The organism is Paenibacillus sp. J22R98, assembly GCF_059383835.1.
This window is the reverse complement of the sequence record NZ_JBXENW010000003.1, coordinates 676,633-698,596: the sequence shown is the minus strand read 5'-3', so window position 1 is coordinate 698,596 and position 21,964 is coordinate 676,633. Positions and strand designations below refer to the sequence as shown.

The window sequence follows — 21,964 nt, the reverse complement described above, 5'->3', positions numbered from 1 at the left end:
CGGCTCTACTACAAGGTCCCTCTTACTCTCTTTCTATATTTCTTGCAAGGGTGAAATCCTGCGAATAAGCGAGCATTCTTGAGAAAACTAAGTCGTACCGAGGGAGTTCAATGCTCTAAACTTGTTGTGATTAGAGGGGACAAGTCCAAATATAATATATCTTAATAAGACGGAGCCCTAAAACCGTCTCCCGATAGTTCAATTACGTATGAGCTCCACCGAAGAGATTTTCAATAACTCCAAAGTTCTCCTGTAGAGTTTTACTGCCATCTACTTCTATTACATTTAACTGTAATTCAAATGCATTTTTTTGGACTAATTCTGAAAATAATGCATCCCTAGACATCCATTTTTTAAAAGCTACAGTAGGGTTTTCAGTGCTTTGCAATATATCTTGTATCCATTCTCTTTTGGAATATTGTGCTTTCTGAAATTGCTCTGTCGGAATAATCCAGATAGCCTTATGATGTTCATTTAAATGTGCTGATACAAGCGAAGGTAATAATTGATTGCCTTCAACAACAACAGGTTTATCGCTATTCTTCGCAAGGTCCTTTATAACAAAGGAAAAGTCCTCAACAAAAGCTTGTATATATACACTTAACTGTTCCTGAACTTCCCTTGTATAGAAAGCTTCATTAGGGCTCATCGTAGAAACTTTATGCATCGCTGGGTACTCATTAGTTGAAACATCCTGCAAATGTCTATCAAAATGTTCATCACATGAATATAGCTCCAATCCATACTTATCTGCATACATTTTTGCTAATGTGCTTTTACCCGCACAAGAGGAGCCACCTATCCAATAAATATCTTGATTTTTGAGCACTGTTTTCCACCTCAAAATTTCAACTACTTCTGCCGCTTAGTTACTTCGGCAAGCTTAAACTTAAACTATATTCGCTAGATGATATGAATTTCCTTCTTATTAAGGTTTTACCATGCTATCCTGCCCGTTACTTCAATGAACGAAAAAGGAACTGCCACAAAGTAAGTTCCTCTGCTATCTCACCTTAGCTCAGGGTTCAAATCTGTTAAGAATCTTTTTTGTTTTTAATTTGTCGTTTTGTCTTTCAGTTGGAGTTCCCTAATATCAATATTATCCTGCCCGTAACATAACGAAGCTGCCGTTCGTGCCGGCAGCTTCGTTATAGGTATTTAATCGAACTATCGTTCCTCGTTAGTTCAAACTTTCTAACATTTACGCGGACTCAGAATCCCTATTTCCAGCCTGCCAGTTTATGGCTACCTGGTCGAATCTATCGGCAGCCTCATTCTGATGTTAATGAACACTTTTTTCTCGATAGCTCAATTGCGATAAAACCGATTTCGGTAGTTTGCAAACCACGCTGTAAGCCGGGTTAAACGTGTTGGCAATTTCATATTCTACTGCTTGTCCCAGCAATAAGCTAGCTTCCGAAGACGTTAAGCCGAAATCTTCCTGCAGCAGTCGATACATTTCGGTTGTTGCATGTTGAAGCGCCTGGTCAAGCGGCCGTGCATTGCCGATACAAAACCAATGCGTATTGCTTTCACCTCTCGGCCAGCCTATCTTTTTGCCTTTTTGAACACTAACTGTGAACCGAACATCCATAGATATTTCGAGCCCTGTACCGATGATTTCCCCATCGCCTTGCAAGGCATGACCATCACCCAAATAAAACAATGCACCTTTGGACGACACCGGAAAATAAACTGTAGTACCTGCGACCAGTCCTTTATAGTCCATGTTACCGCCATACTCGCCGCTTGTAGAAGTTGAGATGAACTGACCATTAGAAGGTGCTACGCCAAAACAGCCTAGAAAAGGCCGCAAAGGTAGCTTCAATTCAGTCAGCCCCGGCGATGGCTCCTTGAGATAAGCAACCCCCTGTGAAACATTCACCGTCCAGCGTACGATGTCCGATGGCAGCAATGAAGCAGCAACATATGGTTCGATAACTGATGGTGCAAGCATGTTAGTTGTCCAAGCCCAATCGCGGTTCGGAGTGATTGATTCGAATTTAACCGCTAGCGTATCACCAGGCATCGCTTCTTCCACATAGAAAGGTCCTGTCATTGGATTCCCGCGAGTAGCTGCGCTTTCGCCGTTGATGTCCCAGCCTCTCGCATCGACTGTCGTCGTAATGACTGTATCCCCATCACGAATCGTCAATATAGGTGGATGCTGGCCTATCGTATTATAATAAAGCTGCGGTATGGACTGATAAATCATGGCTACTCCTCCTCGTCAATTGGTTAGTCTATTGATTCGACGACTGTTATAAATTCCCTCTCCAGCACTGACATATCCACTTATTCTAAATTTCTTATTTCCAGCTCTTGATGGTTTTTTGGAAATTCGTATGGAACTATTAGTATTACTGCGATTACGGTAGCAAGAATAATGCAGTCGCCCCTGTCCCTCGTCTCTCCTTATCAGCTATGTATTAAAATTTTCGCGAAATGATTGAACTACCCTGTAGGTTAGCGTAATGAAAAAATGGAGCAGCTGCCGTGTTCCCCTGTCGGATGACAAGAACATTATCCAATAAACGACAAGAACATTGTCCGATCCCCCTGTTCAATAAAAATAAAGCCACCACCGGTACTGGCGGCGGAAGCTTCTTCGTCAAACTAAATTGTTTATAATACCTAATCCAAAAACACCGTATACCTGCTATCAGGGACACCAGGAGTTTTATTAGCATTGTTCCTCATAACACACATGCTTGCCTCACCAACCATGTAGGAGGAGAATACTCCGGAAGGGTGTCGATAACCTTCGCGGTACTTCTATACAATAAATAAAAAAGCCGCATTTTATGCGACTTCTGTTGTATAGATGTTCTTGTCGTCCGACATGCGTCCGCGAAAACCCCATTGTATACTTCTCACTAGCTGAACCTTCGGATTGTCCAATGAGATTAGAAAGCTCCATGCCGATAAGTTCTCTCTCGACGCTGTAGCCCGTCAGTTTCTCGAATACAGCGTTTGCATTGATCACTCTTCCTTGTATATCGAATGAAATAACGGCGTCATGGTTGTATTTCTTCAACGATGTATACCGTTCTACTGGGGTTAAACAAAAGCTTCTCAATGACTTCTCGATTTATAGGCTTACTTATGTAAGCGTCCATTCCTACCGCCAAGCAATTTTCACGATCGCCTTTAATCGCATTTGCAGTCACCGCTACAATACGTGGACACTTCTCTGGGGCTAGTTTTTCTTTGATAGCTCGAGTTGCCTCCAACCCATTGATGATTGGCATGTGGATATCCATAAAAATCCAATCATAGGTATCTTTAAGCGCTGCTTCAATCACTTCTTTTCCGTTTACGGCTACTGTAACCCTGTGTCCCATTTTCTCCAGCATTTTCTGAAGTACAAACGTGTTGATTGCATTATCCTCTGCAATCAAAATATTCGCTTGGCCCATAATGTGTTGATTTAATAGTTGGGGGGATTTGAATTCACATGCAATATTTTCTTTCAGCTGAATGGTGAAGTGAAAGGATGATCCGTTTATGCCGTCGCTTTCGGCATAGATTTCACCTCCCATCAATTCGACGATACTCCTGCTTATGGAAAGACCCAAACCTGTCCCTTCGTGTTCGCTAGAATTGGAGCGGTCGATCTGAGTGAAGGGCTCGAAGATTTCTTCAAGCCGTGATGGTGGAATCCCAATACCCGTATCCTTAATCGTAAATCCAAGAATAGGTTGCGGTCCCGATACTCTCTTAACGACAACCGACACCTTGCCCCTCGGCGTAAATTTAACCGCATTGCTAATCAAATTCAGTAACACTTGTTTCAGGCGATCGGCGTCACCGAAAATGTAATCGGGCACATCGTGATTGATCGAATAGGACAGTTCCAGCCTTTTTTTCTCTGCCTTCGGAGAAACAACAGAAAAACTATCTTTTATGATCATTCGCAGATCGAAAGTATCTTCTTGGAGATCCGTTTTTCCCGCCTCGATTTTCGAAAGGTCAAGAATGTCATTAATAATGGCTAAAAGCGTTTGACCACTTTTGTGAATAATCTTCACATACTCGTTATGTTCATCGTTAAGATCTGCATCAAGCAAGAGATCAGTCATGCCGATTACGCCGTTCATCGGCGTTCGGATTTCATGGCTCATCATAGCTAGGAATTCACTTTTGGCTTTGTTGGTGGCTTCTGCCGTCTCCTTGGCAAGCACCAGTTGTTTCTGTTCGGAAATATCCTTGCAGATGAGGTAGAAGCCAATGTTCTGCCCTCTTACAAAGATCGGTGCAATGCTCGTGAGCACTTCAACGGTATCACCATTCTTGTTGATAATTTTATCTATGCCTTGTTCCACCGTATTGTCATGAAGTGCGTCTGTCAAAATATGATCCACGTGGGTTTGTCCAATGAGATTAGAAAGCTCCATGCCGATTAGTTCTCTCTCGACGCTGTAGCCCGTCAGTTTCTCCACTACAGCGTTTGCATTGATCACTCTTCCTTGTAAATCGAATGAAATAACGGCGTCATGGTTGTATTTCTTCAACGATGTATACCGTTCTACTGTTTCTTGAAGACGCTGTTCGGATTCTTTCTGTTTGGTAATATCTATGATTTGTACAATGTAATAAAGAGGTTGCCCCTCTTCATCACGAAATAACTGAATCGACAGAAGCCCCCAGATTACCACACCGTCTTTTCTAAAATAGCGCTTTTCCAGGTGAGCCTCCGTTTCAACGCCCATAAGATTTTTTAGTTCATCTATGTTCTGGACAGTATCATCGGGAAGCGAAAAACATCCGAATGTCTTGCCATCAAGCTCTTCTTTTGTATATCCAAATATCCGCTCAAATGCAGGGTTACTGGTTAGAATTAAGCCATCAGGAGCCAACAGTGCGATGCCAAAGGAAGCGTACTTGAACACCTGTTCATTAAAAGAATTTTGATCAAGGTTGACACGATTCATATGTAACCTCCATTTGGTAATTAATATGCACAGATGAATTGAAGACAAGCCAATGTATATTATAGGTACAACTCAAGTTATATTACACACTTTATTTTCCTCTGAAACCTAGCCTTTACAGCTATACAGCTTATTTCCACCGCTTGCATTAAGATCAGTATGGGGATGTATACCGCGATCAGCCGCGCCAGCGGCTTCGTTTCCTCGTTCGCTCCTCCGTACGTTTCGAAAAACACGCCGCGAGCGTAAGGTGGTAAAAAGCTATAAGCAACGCTCAAATCGCAAGCCGGATGGCCTACGCTCAGATCGCCCCAATCAATGATGCCGGAAACGATCCCGTTCTCATTCACAAGCATATTTAAGAAATGAAGATCGCCATGTAGCAGTGCGTTCACCACCTCGACACGGTCCTTTTGCAGCCTGCTAATATACGCTTCGATCACACCGGACTCCTCCGGCGACAAGTGTTCAACCACCTTCGATAGAAAGCCCTCCAATTTCACTTTGCGCGATGCTATGTCCGTCAAGTTTCGATGATCTTGCTGAACTCCGCACTTCAGCGCCGCCTGCACCGGAAACTCATGCAATCTCCGCAAAAATTTCGCCAGCGTCTCTGCCGATAAAGCCCGGCGTTCTTCCGTCAAACCGATTGGGAAATCTCCTGGCACGTAGGCATAGCCAAGAAATGGTGCCGGGTATTCGTCACTTGCTTCGCCATAAAACAACGGTTTCGGATAGGGGATGGTCATATATGCCTCCAGCTTCGGCAGCAGCTTCCCTTCCATACGAATCGAGCCAACTGCAATCGTTCTTCTTGGAAACCGGAACACGTACTCGTCGCCGATGAGAAAAACCGTATTGTCCCAGCCCCAGCCCAATCGCTTCACTTGCTTCGATGACAGCTGAGGGAATTGTCTGCCGATCAGCGTCCGCGCCTGCTCTTCGTTAACCTCCCACTCCGCATCCCATACATTCGTTCCTCCCATGAATTGTCTGCCTCCTCGTTCCTTACGTTATTTAGATGTTTACATTCCCTGGAAGTTACGCATAACTGCCCGTTAGCGCAATGAAGACTGCTGAATTTATTAGTACGGCAATGTTCTTATTCTTGCTAATCTATCTAATGTTCCTTACATTCCTCATAATAAAACTCCATTTGATGACAAGAACATAGATGGCGACGAATCGGTTTTGCTAAGTTTTCTGCAATGGAATAGTAGAAGCACACCAATATTGTAGTAGGTGTGCTTCTTATTTGTTATTTATCTAATTCCTTACCTATAAGTAGGATCTAATTCAAGCTTAAAGGACCAGAACCGAAATAGAGAATTATTAATGATGCACCCGTAAGAGAAAGGTTCTTAAAAAAATGAACTGTCTGAATTTGCTTTTGATCATCTGGCAATCCCCAAAAACGGTGGATGATAAAAGTTGTTGGTATTAGAAAAATAATAAGTAGAATTGCACCGATTTTTGAATAAAAGCCAAGTGCAACACTTAAGCCTCCAACAAGTGCAAAGAGACTCATAGCAGCAGCTGACAATTGGGGAAAAGGAGCTTTGGTTTTCTTCGCCATCTCTACTGTGTGAGAAAAATCTTTTAAATGATTAAATCCCGCAGATATAAAAATAATTGAAAACAATATTCTTCCAATTAAAATTACAAAATCCATAAATATCATCCTTTCGTGTTTCCCCTTACAGCAGGTGACCCTAAAACTTCAGCTTAAAAATCCTGAAATGCTTGTCTGATTTTTTCTTGCGTTCTCCTAACAAATATCCGCCATCAAAGACTGCTTTCCAAATGGGATTTGTAAATTTATCGCCCCTACTCCACAAATCTAACTCCTGTTGCATATGGAACAGGTGTTGTATAATTAAATTATAGACATTAATTCACCGCAACTCAACAAACATAATCTTAATATTGTTGCATATGCCACATGTTTTCTAAGCTGTCTAAAATTCATTTCTGGAATGGAGGTATCTTTGATGGAGGGCAATAAAGACCTGCGTATTATTCGAACAAGGAAATTCATTATTGATTCCTTTTTACAACTTTTGATGAAAAAGAATTTCAACAGTATCAAAATCAGTGAAATCACATCACAAGCCATGATTAATCGGGCAACTTTTTATCACCATTTTGTTGATAAATATGATTTGCTCGAAAAAGTGGTTAAAGAAGAATTAATGGAGAATGTTCTTCAGGAAATTTCAAATAATAAAGAGATAAATGAAGAAATGCTTAAAAGTGTATTTTTATCCATAACAAAATTTAACATGAACTTATCTGAACGCTGTCAGCGAAGTTATGATGATATGAGTGTGAATGTAGAAACCATAATAAAAAAAGAACTGGAACGTATTATTTATCAGTTACTGTTAAAAAAGTATCCGGGTGAAGTTAACGAAAAGCTAAGAATTGTCGCAACCATGCTAAGTTGGATGATTTACGCCGCTGCAGTTGATTGGAAGCAGAACAGTAGTAAATCATCTGAGGATTATTTTGATTATGCATTTATATCAATTAGGCAATTATTAGAAAATGGAACAGCTTAACAATTATTAGTCTCCCCAAAATTATTAATGATCGTCAGTGTTTGGTATATATCCCTTAAAACCGACATGTTTAGATGTGACCGTAATGATAATGAAAAGAAGGGCAGTTTGCTTAATGCAACTGCCCTCCCCCTCGATTATTACTCCTAAAGCAATATTATACTCGTGATCATCCTAATCTGCTTAGTTACAGCAATCCATTCAACTGCCGCTGGTGGCAAACAACCGGATCGAAGCATCATCTGAAGATTGTGCAGGGACGGTGTTGCTCACCGTCCTTTTTTACATGATATAGCGATTCTTAGATATACGGCTTGACCACGCATAATTTTTCCATTTTTCGGCGACTATTATAGGATTGCTAGGTACTTAAAGGGGCAGATCTCATGAGCAACATCATCCAGGAAATGAAATCCACGTTTGCCGATCATGATGACTTTTTCATACAGGAAGAACAATTTGATCAAATGGCGATTTTTCTTATTGGATTTCATTCGCTCATCAATTTTACCAAGTCCAATTTATATCTTCGAAAAATGGCTGAATCGTCTGCTTCCGTTGATGAACTATTTTCAAACCTCAGTGATCAGCTTGATCTTGATACTAAACAAATCATAAAGGCCGTTCTTGAAGGCAAAATGGTCATCGTAACAGGAGACGGTCAACGCAATGTCATTATGGAAGCCGTCCCCCAAAGCCTGAGGAGAAGCATTGATGAGCCCAAAAATGAAAGCCCTATTCAAGGGCCTTTAGATGCCTTTGGAGAGGATGTTGATATTAACATAGGGCTGATCCGAAAGAGGCTGGGTACTGAACGTCTGTGCCATTGTTCTTATCAAGTCGGAGAACTGGCAAAGCGGAGGATTTCACTGCTCTATATTAAAGGAAAGGCTCCAAACGATCTTATTGAAAAAATAAACCAGAAGTTGAGTCAAGCTCGATCGGATATTGAAACGATAGAGGATCTGAATAATCTTTTTGGTATACGCAAGTTCGTACCTGTCAGTCATTTATTCGCAACTGAAATTCCGATTCAAGCCACCTATTCGTTAAAACGGAATAGAGTCGTTCTCTTTTTGGACAACATTCCCTACGCCCTTGTTCTCCCCCATCTGATTTGGGATATGTTAGCCACAGCAAACGATCGCAATTTCAATGTTAGTTTTGCATTTTTTGTTCGAATCCTAAGAGGATTGGGAATCCTTGCCACTCTAACCCTTCCCGCTTTATATGTCGCCATAACGTCAGTCAATCCTGAAGTATTAAAAACAGACCTCTCCCTGTTTGTCGCAGAAAGCAGATATGGCATCCCTTTAACCCCTTTATTTGAAACCCTTGCTATGCTCTTAATAGTTGATTTAATCACGGAATCAATTATGAGGCTCCCCAAAACCATTGGCCCCACCGTGACAATGGTTGGAGGTGTCATACTTGGCCAAGGGGTTGTTGAAGCTAAGTTAGTCAGTAATTTATTGGTCATTATCATCGCTGCTATGGTGATTGCGGGTTCAACAATAGTTGGTGCGCAAAACTCGTTATACTTTCGCGTGCTTAAATACTTTCTTTTAATTGCGGCATCCGTTTTCGGCATTCTGGGTTTATGTGTCGGATTACTATTTGTATGCATACTACTGGCAAGTTTAACGACATGTGATATTCCTTATATTGCATTTCGCATAACAGAAAAGGGAGATGCGCAGTGACCCAAAGGGTACAACTTGTATTATTGTTTTGTGTCGCGAGCGGGGGATTTATTTATTTGCTGTATCCCAAGCTCATCATATCGTCGACAGAAGGAGGTCATTGGGTAGTGGTCCTTTTTCAAGGATTGCTGCAAATGGTTCTTATGCTTATCTACAAAAAAGGATTGGATTATTTTCCGAGAAAGGATCTTATCGATATATTTAGGCAAATGGGAAAGTGGGTTGCATTCACCTTTCTTGTCCCTTTTGCATTCGTTCTGACTGCTATGGTTGGATTCGGTCTTCGTGCCCATAGCGAAGAAGTCATTGCAATTTTTTTGACTCGGACACCTTATTGGGCGGTATTGACCCTTTTACTTTTTATATCCGCTTTTCTAGCAATTAAAGGCTTGGGAACGATGATGCGTGCTTCTGTCATTGTTTTCATCATCGTTAATTTATTGATCATTTTGAACACGTTTACTGCGGTAATAAACTTTGATTTACACAATGCTTCTCCAGCTTGGCCTTCATCTCTTCAATTCTTATGGAACACAAAATTTAATTCTCTTTTGGGATTCTCACCATTATTATTTTTGGGATTTGTACCCTCCCAAAACAATTTGAAATACGGCCAACTGTTTGGGGTATGGACATATGTGACGTTCTTCATATTACAATCTGTGTATGTTCCTCTTTTCATATTTGGACAAGAAACAGTTGTCACGCTTCATTATATGGTGGAAGAGGCCATGGATACCGTTGATATGAGATGGTTTATGTTCAGCAGGCAAACAATGTTCTTCGGCATTTCATTAGTTACGTTCACGATCTTCCTGAATGCCCTTGTGCTATGGATGGCCGGACAACTGATGCAGAAAACATTCAATTGGCAAAGAACCAAACGTTCTTATTGGATCATTGCTTTCTCTCTAATCGCATTTCTTATAGGAATATATGTCCCAAACCAGTATTTGGTTGAAAAATTTGTGGAGTTGAGCGCAGGTGCTCACGCTTTGTTAATCGTAATCATTCCATTGACCATTTTAATTTATGGCGTCATGTATCGAAGAAGGATGGCGGATTATGAAAAGAAATAAACGATTCAAACTTTTCATTGTACTTACTTCTTTAACCTTTCTCTGCGGATGTTGGGATATTAAAGAAATCAATCTGCGTACCACTCCTTTGCTCATTGGCATATCGAAGGGAAATGATGATGAATACAAAGTGACATTTTATGTTCCAGAAACGCAAAGACAAAAAACAATATCAAGAATTGTAACGGAAAAAGGCAATACTTTACCCAATATTTTCCGAAAAATGAGAACAGACTCTGATAATGCCCTTTATTACGGACAAGTACAATTCATTGTCTTTCAAAACAACTTGGCACAGAACGAAGAGAAAATGAGTAAACTTATTCAACTTTCAATGGAGTTAGAGCAACTGCCGTCAAAAGCGTTGGTTGCCATTACAGATGAGGATATAGAAAATATGTTGTCAAATATAGACAAAATGGTAGGTGTTCAAATAACCTCTATCCATGACTTTTTTTATAAAGGGGAGTGGGCTCCGGAGGTTGCGAGTACCCGCCTTTGGGAATTGTATCAGAGTTTGCATTCCTATACGAAAGATATAAACGTTCCGTTCGTCATTTCCGGCAAAGATACAGTATTGCGCTTTGAGGGGGCTGCTATTTTCAAAAAAGGGACAATGGTGGGAAGGATTAACCCAGAGGAAAATTTACTGGTTAATTTGTTTCATCACCGCACGGCAATAGGAGAGATAGTGAGTACGGGCTCTGCCGGCATGATCGTAAAAAACAGCTCTTTGCACATCAAGTCGTCAATGAAAAAGAATGAACCGTTGGTGTCATGCGGTTTAAAATTAAAAATAAAAGTTATGGAAAGAAAAGAGGGAGTGACGGATAAACAGATCCAAGAAGAACTCGAACAGCTGATCGAAAAGCGGTTTAACAAGATATTCGAACAAGCCCAAAAAAACAAATCGGATATTTTCGGGTTTGGCCAACTTTTCCGTAATCAGATTCCATATCCGGAACTAAAAAGCTGGAGAGAAGACTATTATCCAAAGTTAAAAGTGAATTTCCAAGTCCATGTGAGCTAAAAAGCTGGAGAGAAGACTATTATCCAAAGTTAAAAGTGAATTTCCAAGTCCATGTGAGCCATATATAGCTTCAAAAGCACCTCTTATCATAATAAGAGGTGCTTTTTTTTACTATCTGAAATGCTTCGTGGTGACTGTCTGCCTCTTCGTCAACAACTTTTCCAGCCGGAGACCTCCCGTAATTACACTCATTCGGAACAGCATGCAGAAGACGCACATAATCATTAGATTTATTACAAGCAGCACCTACTGCAGTATTATCCACTTGTCCAGGCGTAAACGCTCCGAAGATCGCGCAATGTGTCATTTAGACATTCAACTTGTCACAAATTCGGCAAGTTGGAGTAATTTTTGGTTTAGCCAAATTGACTAACCTCCTTTGCTATTTGAAATTATCATATAACGGAAAGTTGTATTCTTATAGGCGATTTTTGCTGATGGCCATCTCTTCCGGCATTTCCGCGTCTCACTATTCAATCGTATAATTTTAGTTCACAGGATTGTATAGAAGTTCTTGTCCTAAAACGGCTTTGTATAGATGTTCTTGTCGTCCGACAATTATCCGATAAATGACAAGAACATTGTCCGATTCCTCTACCCCGACAGCATCCAAAAACAGCACGGCAGCCAATTTTATGGCTGCCGTGCTGTTTTTGGACTATTTAGCTAACGTTCCCGTTAGCTTAACGATGTATGTCAGTAGAGAACTGTCCAAATCGGGCGGGAAGGGCGGGTCATAGTAAGGACGGAAGCCGCGTTGTCCGCGCAAGCTTCCGTCACGATCATCCGGACGTCTATCTCAAGTAACGATTTCGGATGACCCCCATGTGATGAAGTTCGTGTCCTGCGATGCCGTACGCGAGGGCGCGCGCCGTAATGCTTACGTCGTTGGCTGTGCCCTTACGGGACCACGCCTCCGCCGGTAACCCGCGCAACAGCGTGATCGTCGATTTCCTTACCGCGCGATAATCTTCGGCCGATTGCGCGATTGCCCAGCTTCCGAAAGGAGGCAGGAATAATTCCTGGTCGAATCCGGGCAGTGGAGTCTGGTCCCCTCTTGCGAACCGGAGCAGGCGGTAGTTCATGACGCGTTCCGCGTCCGCTATGTGGCCCACGACTTCCTTCAGCGTCCATTTCCCTTCCGCATACCGATACGCGCCCTGGCTTTCGGACAAAGATGCTAGCAGCTCGGTCATTTGCTTTTCCTGGGCGAGCAGAATGTCGATGATGTTGCCTTCCGGCACCAACCGGATATACTCGCCGGAGTCCCCGGCGTATTCTTCTTCTGACGGTCTTTGGTTCATGTGTAATCACCTCTCTATGGGGATAGAAATTATAGCTCTTCATAACTTTAGAAGCATATTGTTGCCATGCCTAGATTAATGCATTAGTTTGAAGTGTTTTGGCAGCCGTTCAAGTATCGTTTCCCGTTAGTTGAATATTCCTGCTTCTTCAAAAGCGATTTTAAAGACGTCTTTGCTCTCTTTTATTTCAATACTTTTAATCACTGTTATAAACCTGGAAAGTTTTTGTTCATCAATATATGAAAATGTAGCAATGATATCCTCATGGTGAATCAGCCACAGTAGAGTAATTACGATTGAATAAAATATCCTGGGAAACTCCCGCTCAATTTCATTTCGGTGTTGTATAAAGGCATCCAAGTAGTACTCAAAATCGTGGCATTTATGAAGTTCTTTTCGGGAACGATAAAGGGAAATCCACTGCCGTCTTCCCACTCAGTTAATAATCCTAAAAATGCTATTAAAGAGGCACACCTATACCTTCAACTGACATCGTTAAAGTGATAGTGGTAAGGGTATAAAAGCCCTGTGCACCAATCGAAATCAACAATGCCACCTTCCTCACGAATGCATTCATATAACAGGGCTATTTTAGCTTCCAACTTAGAATAATCCTTAATATTACTCACCTCTGTTAACCTGATTAGACATAACTCATGAAGCCTTTAACAAAGTTCCTTCTTTTTTAAACCAAACTACAAGTTTATCGATTGTTAACTTAGTCTTTCCATATATTTGATAATCTTTATTATCAACCATAAAAGTTCCAGATTGGCGATAATCTATAAAATAACTTCTATTATTCCCTTCCTTATCTTTATAGATAAAACTATTAACTCTTCTTCTAAAGGAAGTGGAATCCAGAATAAGAATTATCAATATTCTGGATAATTTCAAGTAACCTACTCCTTTCTTTTAAGAACTAAGTATTGATTACATATAACGATAAATATACGAACGGAGTAAATATAATCATCCTTGGAGTATTCGCGAGTTGATTAAACTATCCTGCCCGTAAGTCGAGCAGGCCGGCAATAATACCGTAGTTCTTATTATCTAACTATTTCATTTACGCTTTTCATCCATGGACTTCCAGGTAAATATTCAAGTACAACACTGTCATCTTCATTATAAAAAATGTTTACTTCTTCCCTTGCACTTGTATTTGTCGATAATACTGCTGTTTCTTTTAATTTCCCTCTCTTATCGTAATACGTATATATCAAGAAGACCAATGTACTATTGTTCTGAATCATAAAAGAGTTCTTCCATTCTTTATATCTACCCCTTGAGTGTTCCCCAGTCATTATTAACATGATCTTGTTATTTGATCTAATCACACTCACAATTAACAACATAGGACCAACCAATAAGAGACCGACTGCAATAGGTAAATTGTTGATATTCTCAGATATAGATTGAATTAAAACAAATATTCCAATAAGGATTAACGACAGACTTACTAAACTAAATCTAGTTCCAAATCTAAGATAAAACATACTAGATTTCGAAATTGTTCTCATCACTTTGTTCCTTATAGTTTGTGACTTCAGTAATAGCGTATGACATCTAATTTTCGAACTTCGCTAATTATTACATCTTAAGTAGGCATTGATTTCTTTATCCCAGAGGCGGTTTAAGTTGTTACGCATGGACTTATGGGGAAGCTTAAAGCAGCTCAATCGGATGAGCCGGCATGCCAAGTCTTTAGCATCTCTTGAGCTTTTAACGGATCGTCCATGAGTAGAGTCCGATACTCCAGCATCTTGTTAAGGGTGTCCAGCATTTGGTCGTATTCTTCCTTCTTGCTTTCGATCTCCTTTTTCTTGTCGCGAATCCAATCTATAATCTGCAAATTAGTGCGCGCATTGGTGTCATGATCCTGCAGTGCTTCCTTCAGTTCAGCCAGCGAACAGCCGATGGACTGGAACTTCTTGATGAGCTTCAATCGCTCGACAGCCTCTACCGAATAGTTGCGGTAATTGTTGCTTTCTCGCCGGACATGCCGTTCATCCAGCAAGCCCTCCTTTTCATAAAAGCGGATCGTATGAATCGTTAATCCCATCTTATCCGCCAGTTCCTGAATTTTCATAATCGTTTCTCCTTTGGATTGCTTGCCCTAGAGTTCACTTCATAGTTTATGCTTAACATGTTCAAGCAGTCAACTTATGAAGGAGGATAACATTATGCATATTTTTGTTACGGGAGCAACAGGGTATGTCGGGTCCGCTGTCGTCCGGGAACTGATCGGCGCGGGACATACAGTGTCGGGTCTTTGCCGCTCTGAAGAGAAAGCCGCGGGATTAAAGGCAGCGGGAGCCGAAGCGCTGTACGGCACGCTGGATGACCTCGATACTCTGCGCAGCGGCGCAGCGGCCGCGAACGGCGTGATTCATCTGGCATTTACCAACGATTTTTCCGACTTTGAAGGTGCGCTGGCTCTGGATTTGCGGGCTGTTGAAGCCATGGGAGCGGCGCTGGAAGGCTCCGGGAAGCCGTTCATTACCACGGCTCACAGAAACGGACATACCTTGGATATTTCCGTGCTCGCATCCAGGTTGAACTACTTAACCAAATTGGATGGCAAAGTGAGCTGTTTACGTGTCCTCATCCTTACGAGTTGCCGCATATCATGATTGAACTATAGTGCTCGTTAGTTCAATCAGAGAAGTCAGCTTGTTATTGCCACGAAAGAAAATGCTTTCATCGTTTAAAGTTTGGACTAATTGCATCTACCATTTTAGTAAAAACAACTTCCCAGTCTCGGTTTTCATTCTCAACTAAATAGGTTCCAAAAGGCAACAAATCAAGCAGTCTTAATTCAATTCGCTTGCGGTTTTCCATAAACCTAATACTTTGTTCGGTGGCGAAGTGATCCTTAGAACGAATGGAGGAAATCCAAAGCTCTTGTTCTCGTACACTCGGTTGAGCTAAATAAATTAATACAGGATTCATTGCAGCAATCTGATCTGCAATACCCTTGATATGCTGCTCGATTTGATAATCATCAGCTTGATAATGTCGTAGCAAATCATGAATCTGATGTTGAAAGAACACAGCTTCTAGCACATAAACCTCGTCTGAATTGCTGGCTAGCTTAGAGAAGCGTGCCCACTGCCCCTGGATTAAATATGTAAACTCTGACAGCGTAGCTACCGGTGAATGCGTCCAGCATAGCTCGCGAGACTTTAACTCGGAATAAAGTTCTTGCAGTTCAATAAATGGCGTCACAGACTCATGATACGGAATCAGAAAGTTACTTTCATCATTTATAGCCCGCAAACTGATTTCGTTAGCTGCATTCGGATATCGCTCAAGAAGTTCTTTATATTCCACTTCTCGGAAAAAAGCGTGCCAATTCAAGCTCGTCGGATGCCACATGGCTCCTTCATCGTAAAAAAGGGATGATATGTCTTTCTTTGCTAGGTAATCGTGCAATCGTTCTGCTAACGTTGATTTGCCCGTTCCACATAATCCTTCAACCAAAATCAACTTGCACTTCCTGCGCATGTAATTTTCTCCTAATTCCTTAAAATCGTTGAATCCTTTGTCTAGTTTGAACTAGGGATAAAATTCGACTGCATCATTGAACAATCCTGCCCGTTACTTCAACAAATTAAAAGGAGCTGCCGTGTAGCAAGCTCCTCAAAAAGACAGATAAATAAAAAAAAGACCCAAAAATTGAGTCTGTTTACTTCACTGCTGACGATATCATATCTACGTTTAAGTCCTGCTGTGTTGCTAGCGCCTTTATCTGAAGGTCAGTTCTCTCCGATTGAGTCCCGACATCCTAATTATTTCGATTTCATTCACTCTGTATACGAATTCAAATCTCAACGAAAGCAACAAGTTTGGAAAATCATTAATTCTGTATATTGTATATTTTAGGATTGATATAGCTTTCGAACTCTTCATCATTACTTACATCTGCGACGTACTGGCGTTTTTTTTATTTTATTCAATCCTGCCGATACTCGAGAATATCTCCAGGCTGGCAATCGAGTGCTTTGCAGATCGCTTCGAGTGTTGAGATTCGAATGGCTTTCGCTTTTCCGTTTTTAAGTATCGACAGGTTCGCCATTGTAATGCCGACTTTCTCCGATAGCTCAGTTACGCTCATTTTCCGCTTTGCAAGCATGACGTCAATGTTAACCACTATCATACGGTCAACTCCTGTTCTTCTTTGAGCTCGATCGCGTTTTTGAGCAGTTTCTCAAGAACTGCGGCAAATACTGCGATTACGACTGGCGCACAGGTTATAAATAGCCCCATGACCATGACGCCTGGTGCGTCTGCACCGTCAGCTACAAAGTAGAAAAGCGGGAGATTACATGCAAACATGAGTGATACGACAACCGCCGCTCGCTTTATTTTCTTAAGCGCTAAAACAGAGGTTTGCGAAAAAGCGGTATTTGTATCGATGTACCTGAGAAGCTTAAATGCCTGAAGTAGCGTAAATGAATACGCAATAGACGCCACATACGCAGCCAAAGCGGAAAGATAAACTTTAATATCCGGGAAATCCGGCATCATACTATGCGCCATCGCTGGGAGTCCATAAAAACACATCACCAATGCAGGAATTGCCATAACAACCAGAACAACTTTTAAAAAGAGTGTCTCTTTTTTCATTTATTTCACCTCATCTTTGATTTTATCACTTCATTTATCGTTTTACAATAAAAATGTATTGATTCATTTGTTTGAGCCCAACAAGTTTATAAAGAAGAAGCCATACGGCTTATTTGTTCCTGCCCGTTACTCAATGAAAAACGGCAACCGATTGTCGCTCCGTCAACCTCTGAACTCGATCAATAATCTGTCCTAAATGATACCCGGTGTGTTCGACTAAATGGTAAATATCAAACATATCGAGGCTCTTCTCGTCCTCGCGCCCTTCAAAATAACCATTCATAACATCTCTCCAAGAATTAAAGCATTCAACCATAAATTGAATTAAATCAGAAGAAGAAAGAGCAACTTCGTCAGGAAAATAATTTTCAATTCCATCCTGAACCTTCCCTCTTTTCGAGAACCTAATGACATGACGTTCAATGTGCTGCCCGATATGCAACACAATGCTGCCAACAGAATTTGCTGTCTCCTTTTCATGTCCCCATAGAACCTCTTTATCAATACCATCAAGGGCGATTTTTAGTTTGGGAAGGTAGTGCTCGCACATTCTAAAAATAGAAATACGGGTAAATTCAAGTAGTTCATTACCCATTATTATCACGCCCCTTCTAACATCGGTATTCAATTTTCTGTTTAAGTATCCTGGTCATTAGCAGAACAAGCTGCCGTCTATGCCAGTAATCCACTCCAATGGTTTTTCCAATCCTGCCCGTTATTTGAGAAAACGGCAACCAATAACCGGCTGCAGTGTCTTCGTATTTATCGTGCTAACGTATCCTGTAAGTTCATTTCAAAGGTCCCAGTTTTGAAGCATTAAAATATTTATCATTTACTTTTACTGCAATTACTTCATTAGGGTCTTTTCCTTTTATTTCGTAAAGTATGCTTCCTGCTGGTAAATCATTTGAGTCTCCATTTTTCTTCGGCATAGGGGTTGTTCGTCTTTCGAGCTTTCCAATCTCTTCACCGATTTGTTCAATGGAAACCTCCTCAACAGAGAGTCCATAAAGGATATTATTCCAGGCAATGGCACTTGGATAACTACTTGATGAGTTTGACTCCTTATTTTGTCCACTACAACCTGACGCCAGGAAAAACACGAGCAAAACAAAAAATATCATCCTCATACATTCATTCCCTCCTTTAGCAATCCATTAGGAAATATCTCCTTTATTTAGACGCTTAAGATTACTCCTTTGTTACGGTTAACTGTCCGTTAACGTAATGAAGCGACCGAATGTATCGGAAGCTTCGCATTAGCTCGATTTTCAAGTAATGCCCTGCCAGCATATTTATTAATAGAATTGCTAACTGAACCTTTATTTCTTAATGAGGACAACACACGAAAAATAAGAGCAGCTGCCTCCGGCAAACTGCTCCATATTGGTCCGTTAGTTAAAGTTCCCGTTCAGGTGCCCAGCGCCTCAGCCAGCGCGATGTACAGGGGATTCGTTATGCAGGTCACGACAGACTGATTCAACCCTTCCACGGCGCGGCGTGCCTCCAGCCGATAGAACAGCCGGTCGCCCGAGCCCTGAAATTGCACGCGAACCTGGCCGTTCTCCGCCTCCAACTTATACAGCGCGACATCGGATTCTACGGCAGCCCCGGCTGAGGTCACGGGCATGCAGCCCTTGTCTTCCGATGCGTCGAAGGCCATGATTGCAGCGATCTCCCGCTGAACGGTCCAGCCACCGGCTTCCGCGACTTCCGTCTCCCACTCGCCTGCCTCGACAGCTGCCGCCGGAACGGCAATGTCCCACACGGCTTCAATGCCGCGGTCCGACCATAACGCCACGCGGTCACCTTTGGCGCCACAGATGTAGATGGTCAGCGGAACGCCGCCCAGTTCCTCGACGGCCTCCCGCGGTATCGTATCACCAATGCCGTACCCACTTGAGGTTAGGGCCATACAGGTTTCGTCGGGATCGAACTGCAGCACGACGCGACCCTCGCGAATACCCGCTAGCACGCCTTGCACCGTATCGGTTTCCGTCCAAACGGAGACGGTCGGACGCCCGTGTTTCACGAACCGGTCTACCCGGTGCGTGTCGCTGCCGCCCAATGCGATCACCCGGCGACCTTGTGAAAGCTGCTCCTGCCACCAAATCAGCGCGCGCTCATTCAAAGCGCGCCACGGACCGTTCCATACTTCAATGGCGTCGTAATCTACGTCAAAGCCGAGCTCCCAAGGGCAGGATGGACAGAACGGATGATTCAGCGATACGAACCCACCCCGCTCCCGCGCTTCTCCGAGCACTTCGTCCGCTTGCTCCGAAGTCGTCACGCGAAAATCCCGCAGCGCATCCGAAGCTCCGAGCACGTTCGCATGCCCAAAATAACTCGTCATCTCCACGCCGGGAATTAGCAGCAACAGCTCGTCGGGAGCAAACACCGTGCAATTTTGCGAGGACGTATTGTGATCCGTCAGCGCCATGAATTCCAACCCGCGGGTTTTGCACGAATCCTTCGCCTGTTCGATTGTATAGCTTCCGTCGCTGTGCACGCTGTGCATATGAAGGTCGCCTTTCATCCAGCGTCCATGCGGTAGGACGAGCTCCACTTCGACGAATACCTCCGAGCCGCCTTCCGGGATCTTGTACGCCCCAAGCAGCACGGCCCATTCGCCTTCGGCAATCCGGCCAGCCAGATAACCCGGGGTCGCCTTCTCAGCGCCAACGAAGAACGCTTCGCGGGCGCCGCCGCTCCAACCGACGATTCGCTCCGGCGAGCGGAGTCCGATATCGACGACCGTCTCCCCTGCACCGCGTTCGTAGCGGTACGCGATATTGATGCGCTCCACCGGTCCTTCTACCGTAAACGGAACCTCCAGGTAAGTCCGCTCCTCGTTCTTCCCGATTCGTCTGCGCAGCGTGAGCCGCTGTTTCTTCATCTCCATCGTGCGTCCTCCTATTCTTTGCTAGCGCCGAGCAGGATGCCCTTCATAAAATACTTCTGAACGAACGGATACACCGCGATCAGCGGCAGGATGCTGATGACGATACCCGCCATCCGCACGTTCGTCGTCACCAAATAGGTGCCGGAATTGCTGCTTGTGTCGATAATCATCGCTTTCAGCGCCACCTGAAGCGTGTATTTCATGGAATCGTTAATAAACATGACCGGCGCCGTGAACATGTTCCACCGTCCGACGAACTCGAACAGCGTGACGGTCGCAAGACCCGCAGCCGCGAGCCGCAAGTACATCGTCAGGAAGATGCGGAACTCACCCGCGCCGTCGATCTTCGCCGATTCCGACATCTCGTACGGCACATTCAAGAAGAAGCTGCGCATGAGCAGGATCGAGAAGCCGGACACGAGGCCCGACAGCACGAGCGCGCTCAGTGTATTAATGAGATGCAGGTCTTTGTTAACCACATAGAGCGGAATCATGATCGCTTCCTGCGGTACCATCATCGTAATGAGAACGAACGTCAGCATCAGCTTCTTGCCCGGCAGGCGAGGATAGATGAACACGTAGCCCGCCAAGCTGGACAGCAGCACGTGCAGCACTGTGCCAATTACGGTCACAATGACGCTGTTCAGCAGCGGCCGCCAAATATCAAGGCTTTTCCATACGATCTCGTAGCCTTCCGTGCTGAACTGCTTCGGCCACAGCACGATTTCCGGCCGCATGGATGCGATGCCCGAAGAGAAAGAGAGCGCGAGCACGTTAATAAACGGAATTATCATGGTGAGCATCAGCGCCAGCAGAAAAAGACCGTTTAACGTATCAAACGCTTTATTCTTCCAGCCGAGCCGTTCGAATCGATCGGACATTGTCGTTACACCTCATCAAATCTTGTCATTCGCCGCACGACGAGCGTCAGCGCGAGCGTCAAAACCAGGACGAAGAAGCTGGCCGCCGCTGCGGGGCCGAGCTTGATTTCGAGAATCCCTTTTTGGAACGTATACATCATGAGCACGTCCACCTTCGAGGCAATCGTAGGATTGCGGAGGATGAACACTTGGTCGAATATCCGCAAGATGCCAAGCGTATTCAACAGGAAGACGACCTTCATCGTGTTGCTAAGCTGCGGCAGTGTCACGTACGTCAACTGCTGCCATCGCGTCGCGCCGTCCATGCGCGCCGCCTCGTACAGCGACGGATTAATTGAAACGATCCCCGCAAGGAACAATATGCAGGTGTAGCCCATTTCCTTCCACGTCGAGAGGAGAATCATTATCCAGCGCGCATAACCGGAATCCGCCAAAAAATTGATCGGCGCCCGGTGAAACACATGGACCAGAATCATATTCACAATCCCGCTGTCGGGCGATAGCATGAAAATCCAGATCCCGCCTACCACAACCCATGAGAGCAGATGCGGCACGTAGAGAATCATTTGCGCCATCTTCTTAAACCAGGTCCGCAGCACTTCATTAAGCGACAGCGCGATCACAAGCGGCGCGGTGAAGCCGAAGAGGAGAATGCCCCCTCCAATGACGAGCGTGTTGACCATCGCTTCCCAGAACAGCGAATCGTGCAGCACCGTTTCGTAGTTCGCGAACCCAACATACGGCCGATCGCCCATCAGCTTGTAGTCTTGCATGCTGGTCTGCAGCCCTTTTACGAGCGGGTAGTAGGCGAAGACGAGAAAATAGGCGATTACCGGCACCATCATGACATAGAGTGCGCCGTATTTCTTCAACAATCTCATGCTTTTATCCACGTCCTTATCTGGCAAAGGGTACCCTTATCTGGCTGAAAACAAGGC

Annotated in this window: 24 protein-coding genes; 5 read left to right on the top strand and 19 right to left on the bottom strand. The window is 43.5% G+C overall.

Going from position 1 to position 21,964, the window contains the following annotated elements; translation table 11 throughout:
- Window positions 1–202: 202 nt before the first annotated feature.
- The 6 genes from AC50Y3_RS13465 to AC50Y3_RS13440 form a co-directional block, all read right to left on the bottom strand.
- Complete coding sequence (locus tag AC50Y3_RS13465; protein WP_494819213.1) at window positions 203–829, bottom strand: hypothetical protein; 627 nt, start codon at window positions 827–829, stop codon at window positions 203–205.
- Between the two features lie 453 nt (window positions 830–1,282).
- Entirely contained in the window at window positions 1,283–2,215 is a 933-nt protein-coding gene (locus tag AC50Y3_RS13460; protein ID WP_494819212.1) for an acetamidase/formamidase family protein, read from the bottom strand.
- Between the two features lie 501 nt (window positions 2,216–2,716).
- Window positions 2,717–3,037, bottom strand: coding sequence for a PAS domain S-box protein (locus tag AC50Y3_RS13455; protein ID WP_494819211.1), 321 nt, complete (start codon window positions 3,035–3,037; stop codon window positions 2,717–2,719).
- Complete coding sequence (locus tag AC50Y3_RS13450; RefSeq protein ID WP_494819210.1) at window positions 3,018–4,934, bottom strand: PAS domain S-box protein; 1,917 nt, start codon at window positions 4,932–4,934, stop codon at window positions 3,018–3,020. The genes AC50Y3_RS13455 and AC50Y3_RS13450 overlap by 20 nt, the downstream gene beginning before the upstream one ends.
- Window positions 4,935–5,011: 77 nt before the next feature.
- Window positions 5,012–5,920 (bottom strand): phosphotransferase, encoded by a 909-nt coding sequence (locus AC50Y3_RS13445; protein WP_494819209.1) that lies wholly within the window; start codon window positions 5,918–5,920, stop codon window positions 5,012–5,014.
- A gap of 305 nt (window positions 5,921–6,225) precedes the next feature.
- Complete coding sequence (locus AC50Y3_RS13440) at window positions 6,226–6,606, bottom strand: DoxX family protein (protein WP_494819208.1); 381 nt, start codon at window positions 6,604–6,606, stop codon at window positions 6,226–6,228.
- A gap of 319 nt (window positions 6,607–6,925) precedes the next feature.
- Between AC50Y3_RS13440 and AC50Y3_RS13435 the strand changes: the two genes are divergently transcribed.
- The 4 genes from AC50Y3_RS13435 (at window position 6,926) to AC50Y3_RS13420 (ending at window position 11,307) form a co-directional block, all read left to right on the top strand.
- Entirely contained in the window at window positions 6,926–7,495 is a 570-nt protein-coding gene (locus tag AC50Y3_RS13435; protein ID WP_494819207.1) for a TetR/AcrR family transcriptional regulator, read from the top strand.
- Window positions 7,496–7,881: 386 nt separating this feature from the next.
- Window positions 7,882–9,198 carry a spore germination protein gene (locus AC50Y3_RS13430; RefSeq protein ID WP_494819206.1) on the top strand — a complete coding sequence of 439 codons (1,317 nt, stop codon included), beginning with the start codon at window positions 7,882–7,884 and terminating at the stop codon, window positions 9,196–9,198.
- Window positions 9,195–10,277 (top strand): GerAB/ArcD/ProY family transporter, encoded by a 1,083-nt coding sequence (locus AC50Y3_RS13425; RefSeq protein WP_494819205.1) that lies wholly within the window; start codon window positions 9,195–9,197, stop codon window positions 10,275–10,277. The genes AC50Y3_RS13430 and AC50Y3_RS13425 overlap by 4 nt, the downstream gene beginning before the upstream one ends.
- Complete coding sequence (locus tag AC50Y3_RS13420; protein WP_494819204.1) at window positions 10,264–11,307, top strand: Ger(x)C family spore germination protein; 1,044 nt, start codon at window positions 10,264–10,266, stop codon at window positions 11,305–11,307. The genes AC50Y3_RS13425 and AC50Y3_RS13420 overlap by 14 nt, the downstream gene beginning before the upstream one ends.
- A 794-nt stretch (window positions 11,308–12,101) precedes the next feature.
- On the opposite strand, the gene AC50Y3_RS13415 is transcribed toward AC50Y3_RS13420, so the two are convergent.
- From AC50Y3_RS13415 to AC50Y3_RS13395, 5 genes are all read right to left on the bottom strand, one after another.
- Window positions 12,102–12,611 (bottom strand): DinB family protein, encoded by a 510-nt coding sequence (locus AC50Y3_RS13415; protein WP_494819203.1) that lies wholly within the window; start codon window positions 12,609–12,611, stop codon window positions 12,102–12,104.
- A 126-nt stretch (window positions 12,612–12,737) separates the two neighbouring features.
- Window positions 12,738–13,046 carry a hypothetical protein gene (locus AC50Y3_RS13410; RefSeq protein ID WP_494819202.1) on the bottom strand — a complete coding sequence of 103 codons (309 nt, stop codon included), beginning with the start codon at window positions 13,044–13,046 and terminating at the stop codon, window positions 12,738–12,740.
- Between the two features lie 219 nt (window positions 13,047–13,265).
- Window positions 13,266–13,508 carry a hypothetical protein gene (locus AC50Y3_RS13405; RefSeq protein ID WP_494819201.1) on the bottom strand — a complete coding sequence of 81 codons (243 nt, stop codon included), beginning with the start codon at window positions 13,506–13,508 and terminating at the stop codon, window positions 13,266–13,268.
- A 155-nt stretch (window positions 13,509–13,663) separates the two neighbouring features.
- Window positions 13,664–13,867: a hypothetical protein gene (locus AC50Y3_RS13400; protein ID WP_494819200.1), complete on the bottom strand. Its 204-nt coding sequence runs from the start codon at window positions 13,865–13,867 to the stop codon at window positions 13,664–13,666.
- A 422-nt stretch (window positions 13,868–14,289) separates the two neighbouring features.
- On the bottom strand, window positions 14,290–14,703 hold the full coding sequence (locus tag AC50Y3_RS13395) for a MerR family transcriptional regulator (RefSeq protein ID WP_494819199.1): 414 nt from the start codon (window positions 14,701–14,703) through the stop codon (window positions 14,290–14,292).
- Window positions 14,704–14,797: 94 nt separating this feature from the next.
- Between AC50Y3_RS13395 and AC50Y3_RS13390 the strand changes: the two genes are divergently transcribed.
- On the top strand, window positions 14,798–15,247 hold the full coding sequence (locus tag AC50Y3_RS13390) for an NmrA family NAD(P)-binding protein (RefSeq protein WP_494819198.1): 450 nt from the start codon (window positions 14,798–14,800) through the stop codon (window positions 15,245–15,247).
- Window positions 15,248–15,314: 67 nt separating this feature from the next.
- On the opposite strand, the gene AC50Y3_RS13385 is transcribed toward AC50Y3_RS13390, so the two are convergent.
- The 8 genes from AC50Y3_RS13385 to AC50Y3_RS13350 all read right to left on the bottom strand — a co-directional run bounded on the left by AC50Y3_RS13385 (window position 15,315) and on the right by AC50Y3_RS13350 (window position 21,907).
- Window positions 15,315–16,103, bottom strand: a complete 789-nt coding sequence (locus AC50Y3_RS13385) for a P-loop NTPase family protein (RefSeq protein ID WP_494819197.1) — start codon at window positions 16,101–16,103, stop codon at window positions 15,315–15,317.
- A gap of 466 nt (window positions 16,104–16,569) precedes the next feature.
- Window positions 16,570–16,773, bottom strand: a complete 204-nt coding sequence (locus AC50Y3_RS13380) for a helix-turn-helix domain-containing protein (protein ID WP_113035934.1) — start codon at window positions 16,771–16,773, stop codon at window positions 16,570–16,572.
- The gene (locus AC50Y3_RS13375; protein ID WP_494819196.1) at window positions 16,770–17,243 is read right to left on the bottom strand and encodes a DUF2975 domain-containing protein; all 474 of its coding nucleotides are present in this window, start codon (window positions 17,241–17,243) and stop codon (window positions 16,770–16,772) included. The genes AC50Y3_RS13380 and AC50Y3_RS13375 overlap by 4 nt, the downstream gene beginning before the upstream one ends.
- Window positions 17,244–17,373: 130 nt before the next feature.
- Complete coding sequence (locus AC50Y3_RS13370) at window positions 17,374–17,838, bottom strand: hypothetical protein (protein ID WP_494819195.1); 465 nt, start codon at window positions 17,836–17,838, stop codon at window positions 17,374–17,376.
- A gap of 193 nt (window positions 17,839–18,031) precedes the next feature.
- Complete coding sequence (locus tag AC50Y3_RS13365; protein ID WP_494819194.1) at window positions 18,032–18,373, bottom strand: hypothetical protein; 342 nt, start codon at window positions 18,371–18,373, stop codon at window positions 18,032–18,034.
- Window positions 18,374–18,654: 281 nt separating this feature from the next.
- The gene (locus tag AC50Y3_RS13360; RefSeq protein WP_494819193.1) at window positions 18,655–20,145 is read right to left on the bottom strand and encodes a CehA/McbA family metallohydrolase; all 1,491 of its coding nucleotides are present in this window, start codon (window positions 20,143–20,145) and stop codon (window positions 18,655–18,657) included.
- Window positions 20,146–20,156: 11 nt separating this feature from the next.
- Entirely contained in the window at window positions 20,157–21,026 is an 870-nt protein-coding gene (locus tag AC50Y3_RS13355; protein WP_494819192.1) for a carbohydrate ABC transporter permease, read from the bottom strand.
- A gap of 5 nt (window positions 21,027–21,031) precedes the next feature.
- Window positions 21,032–21,907: an ABC transporter permease subunit gene (locus AC50Y3_RS13350; protein ID WP_494819191.1), complete on the bottom strand. Its 876-nt coding sequence runs from the start codon at window positions 21,905–21,907 to the stop codon at window positions 21,032–21,034.
- Between the last annotated feature and the right edge of the window lie 57 nt (window positions 21,908–21,964).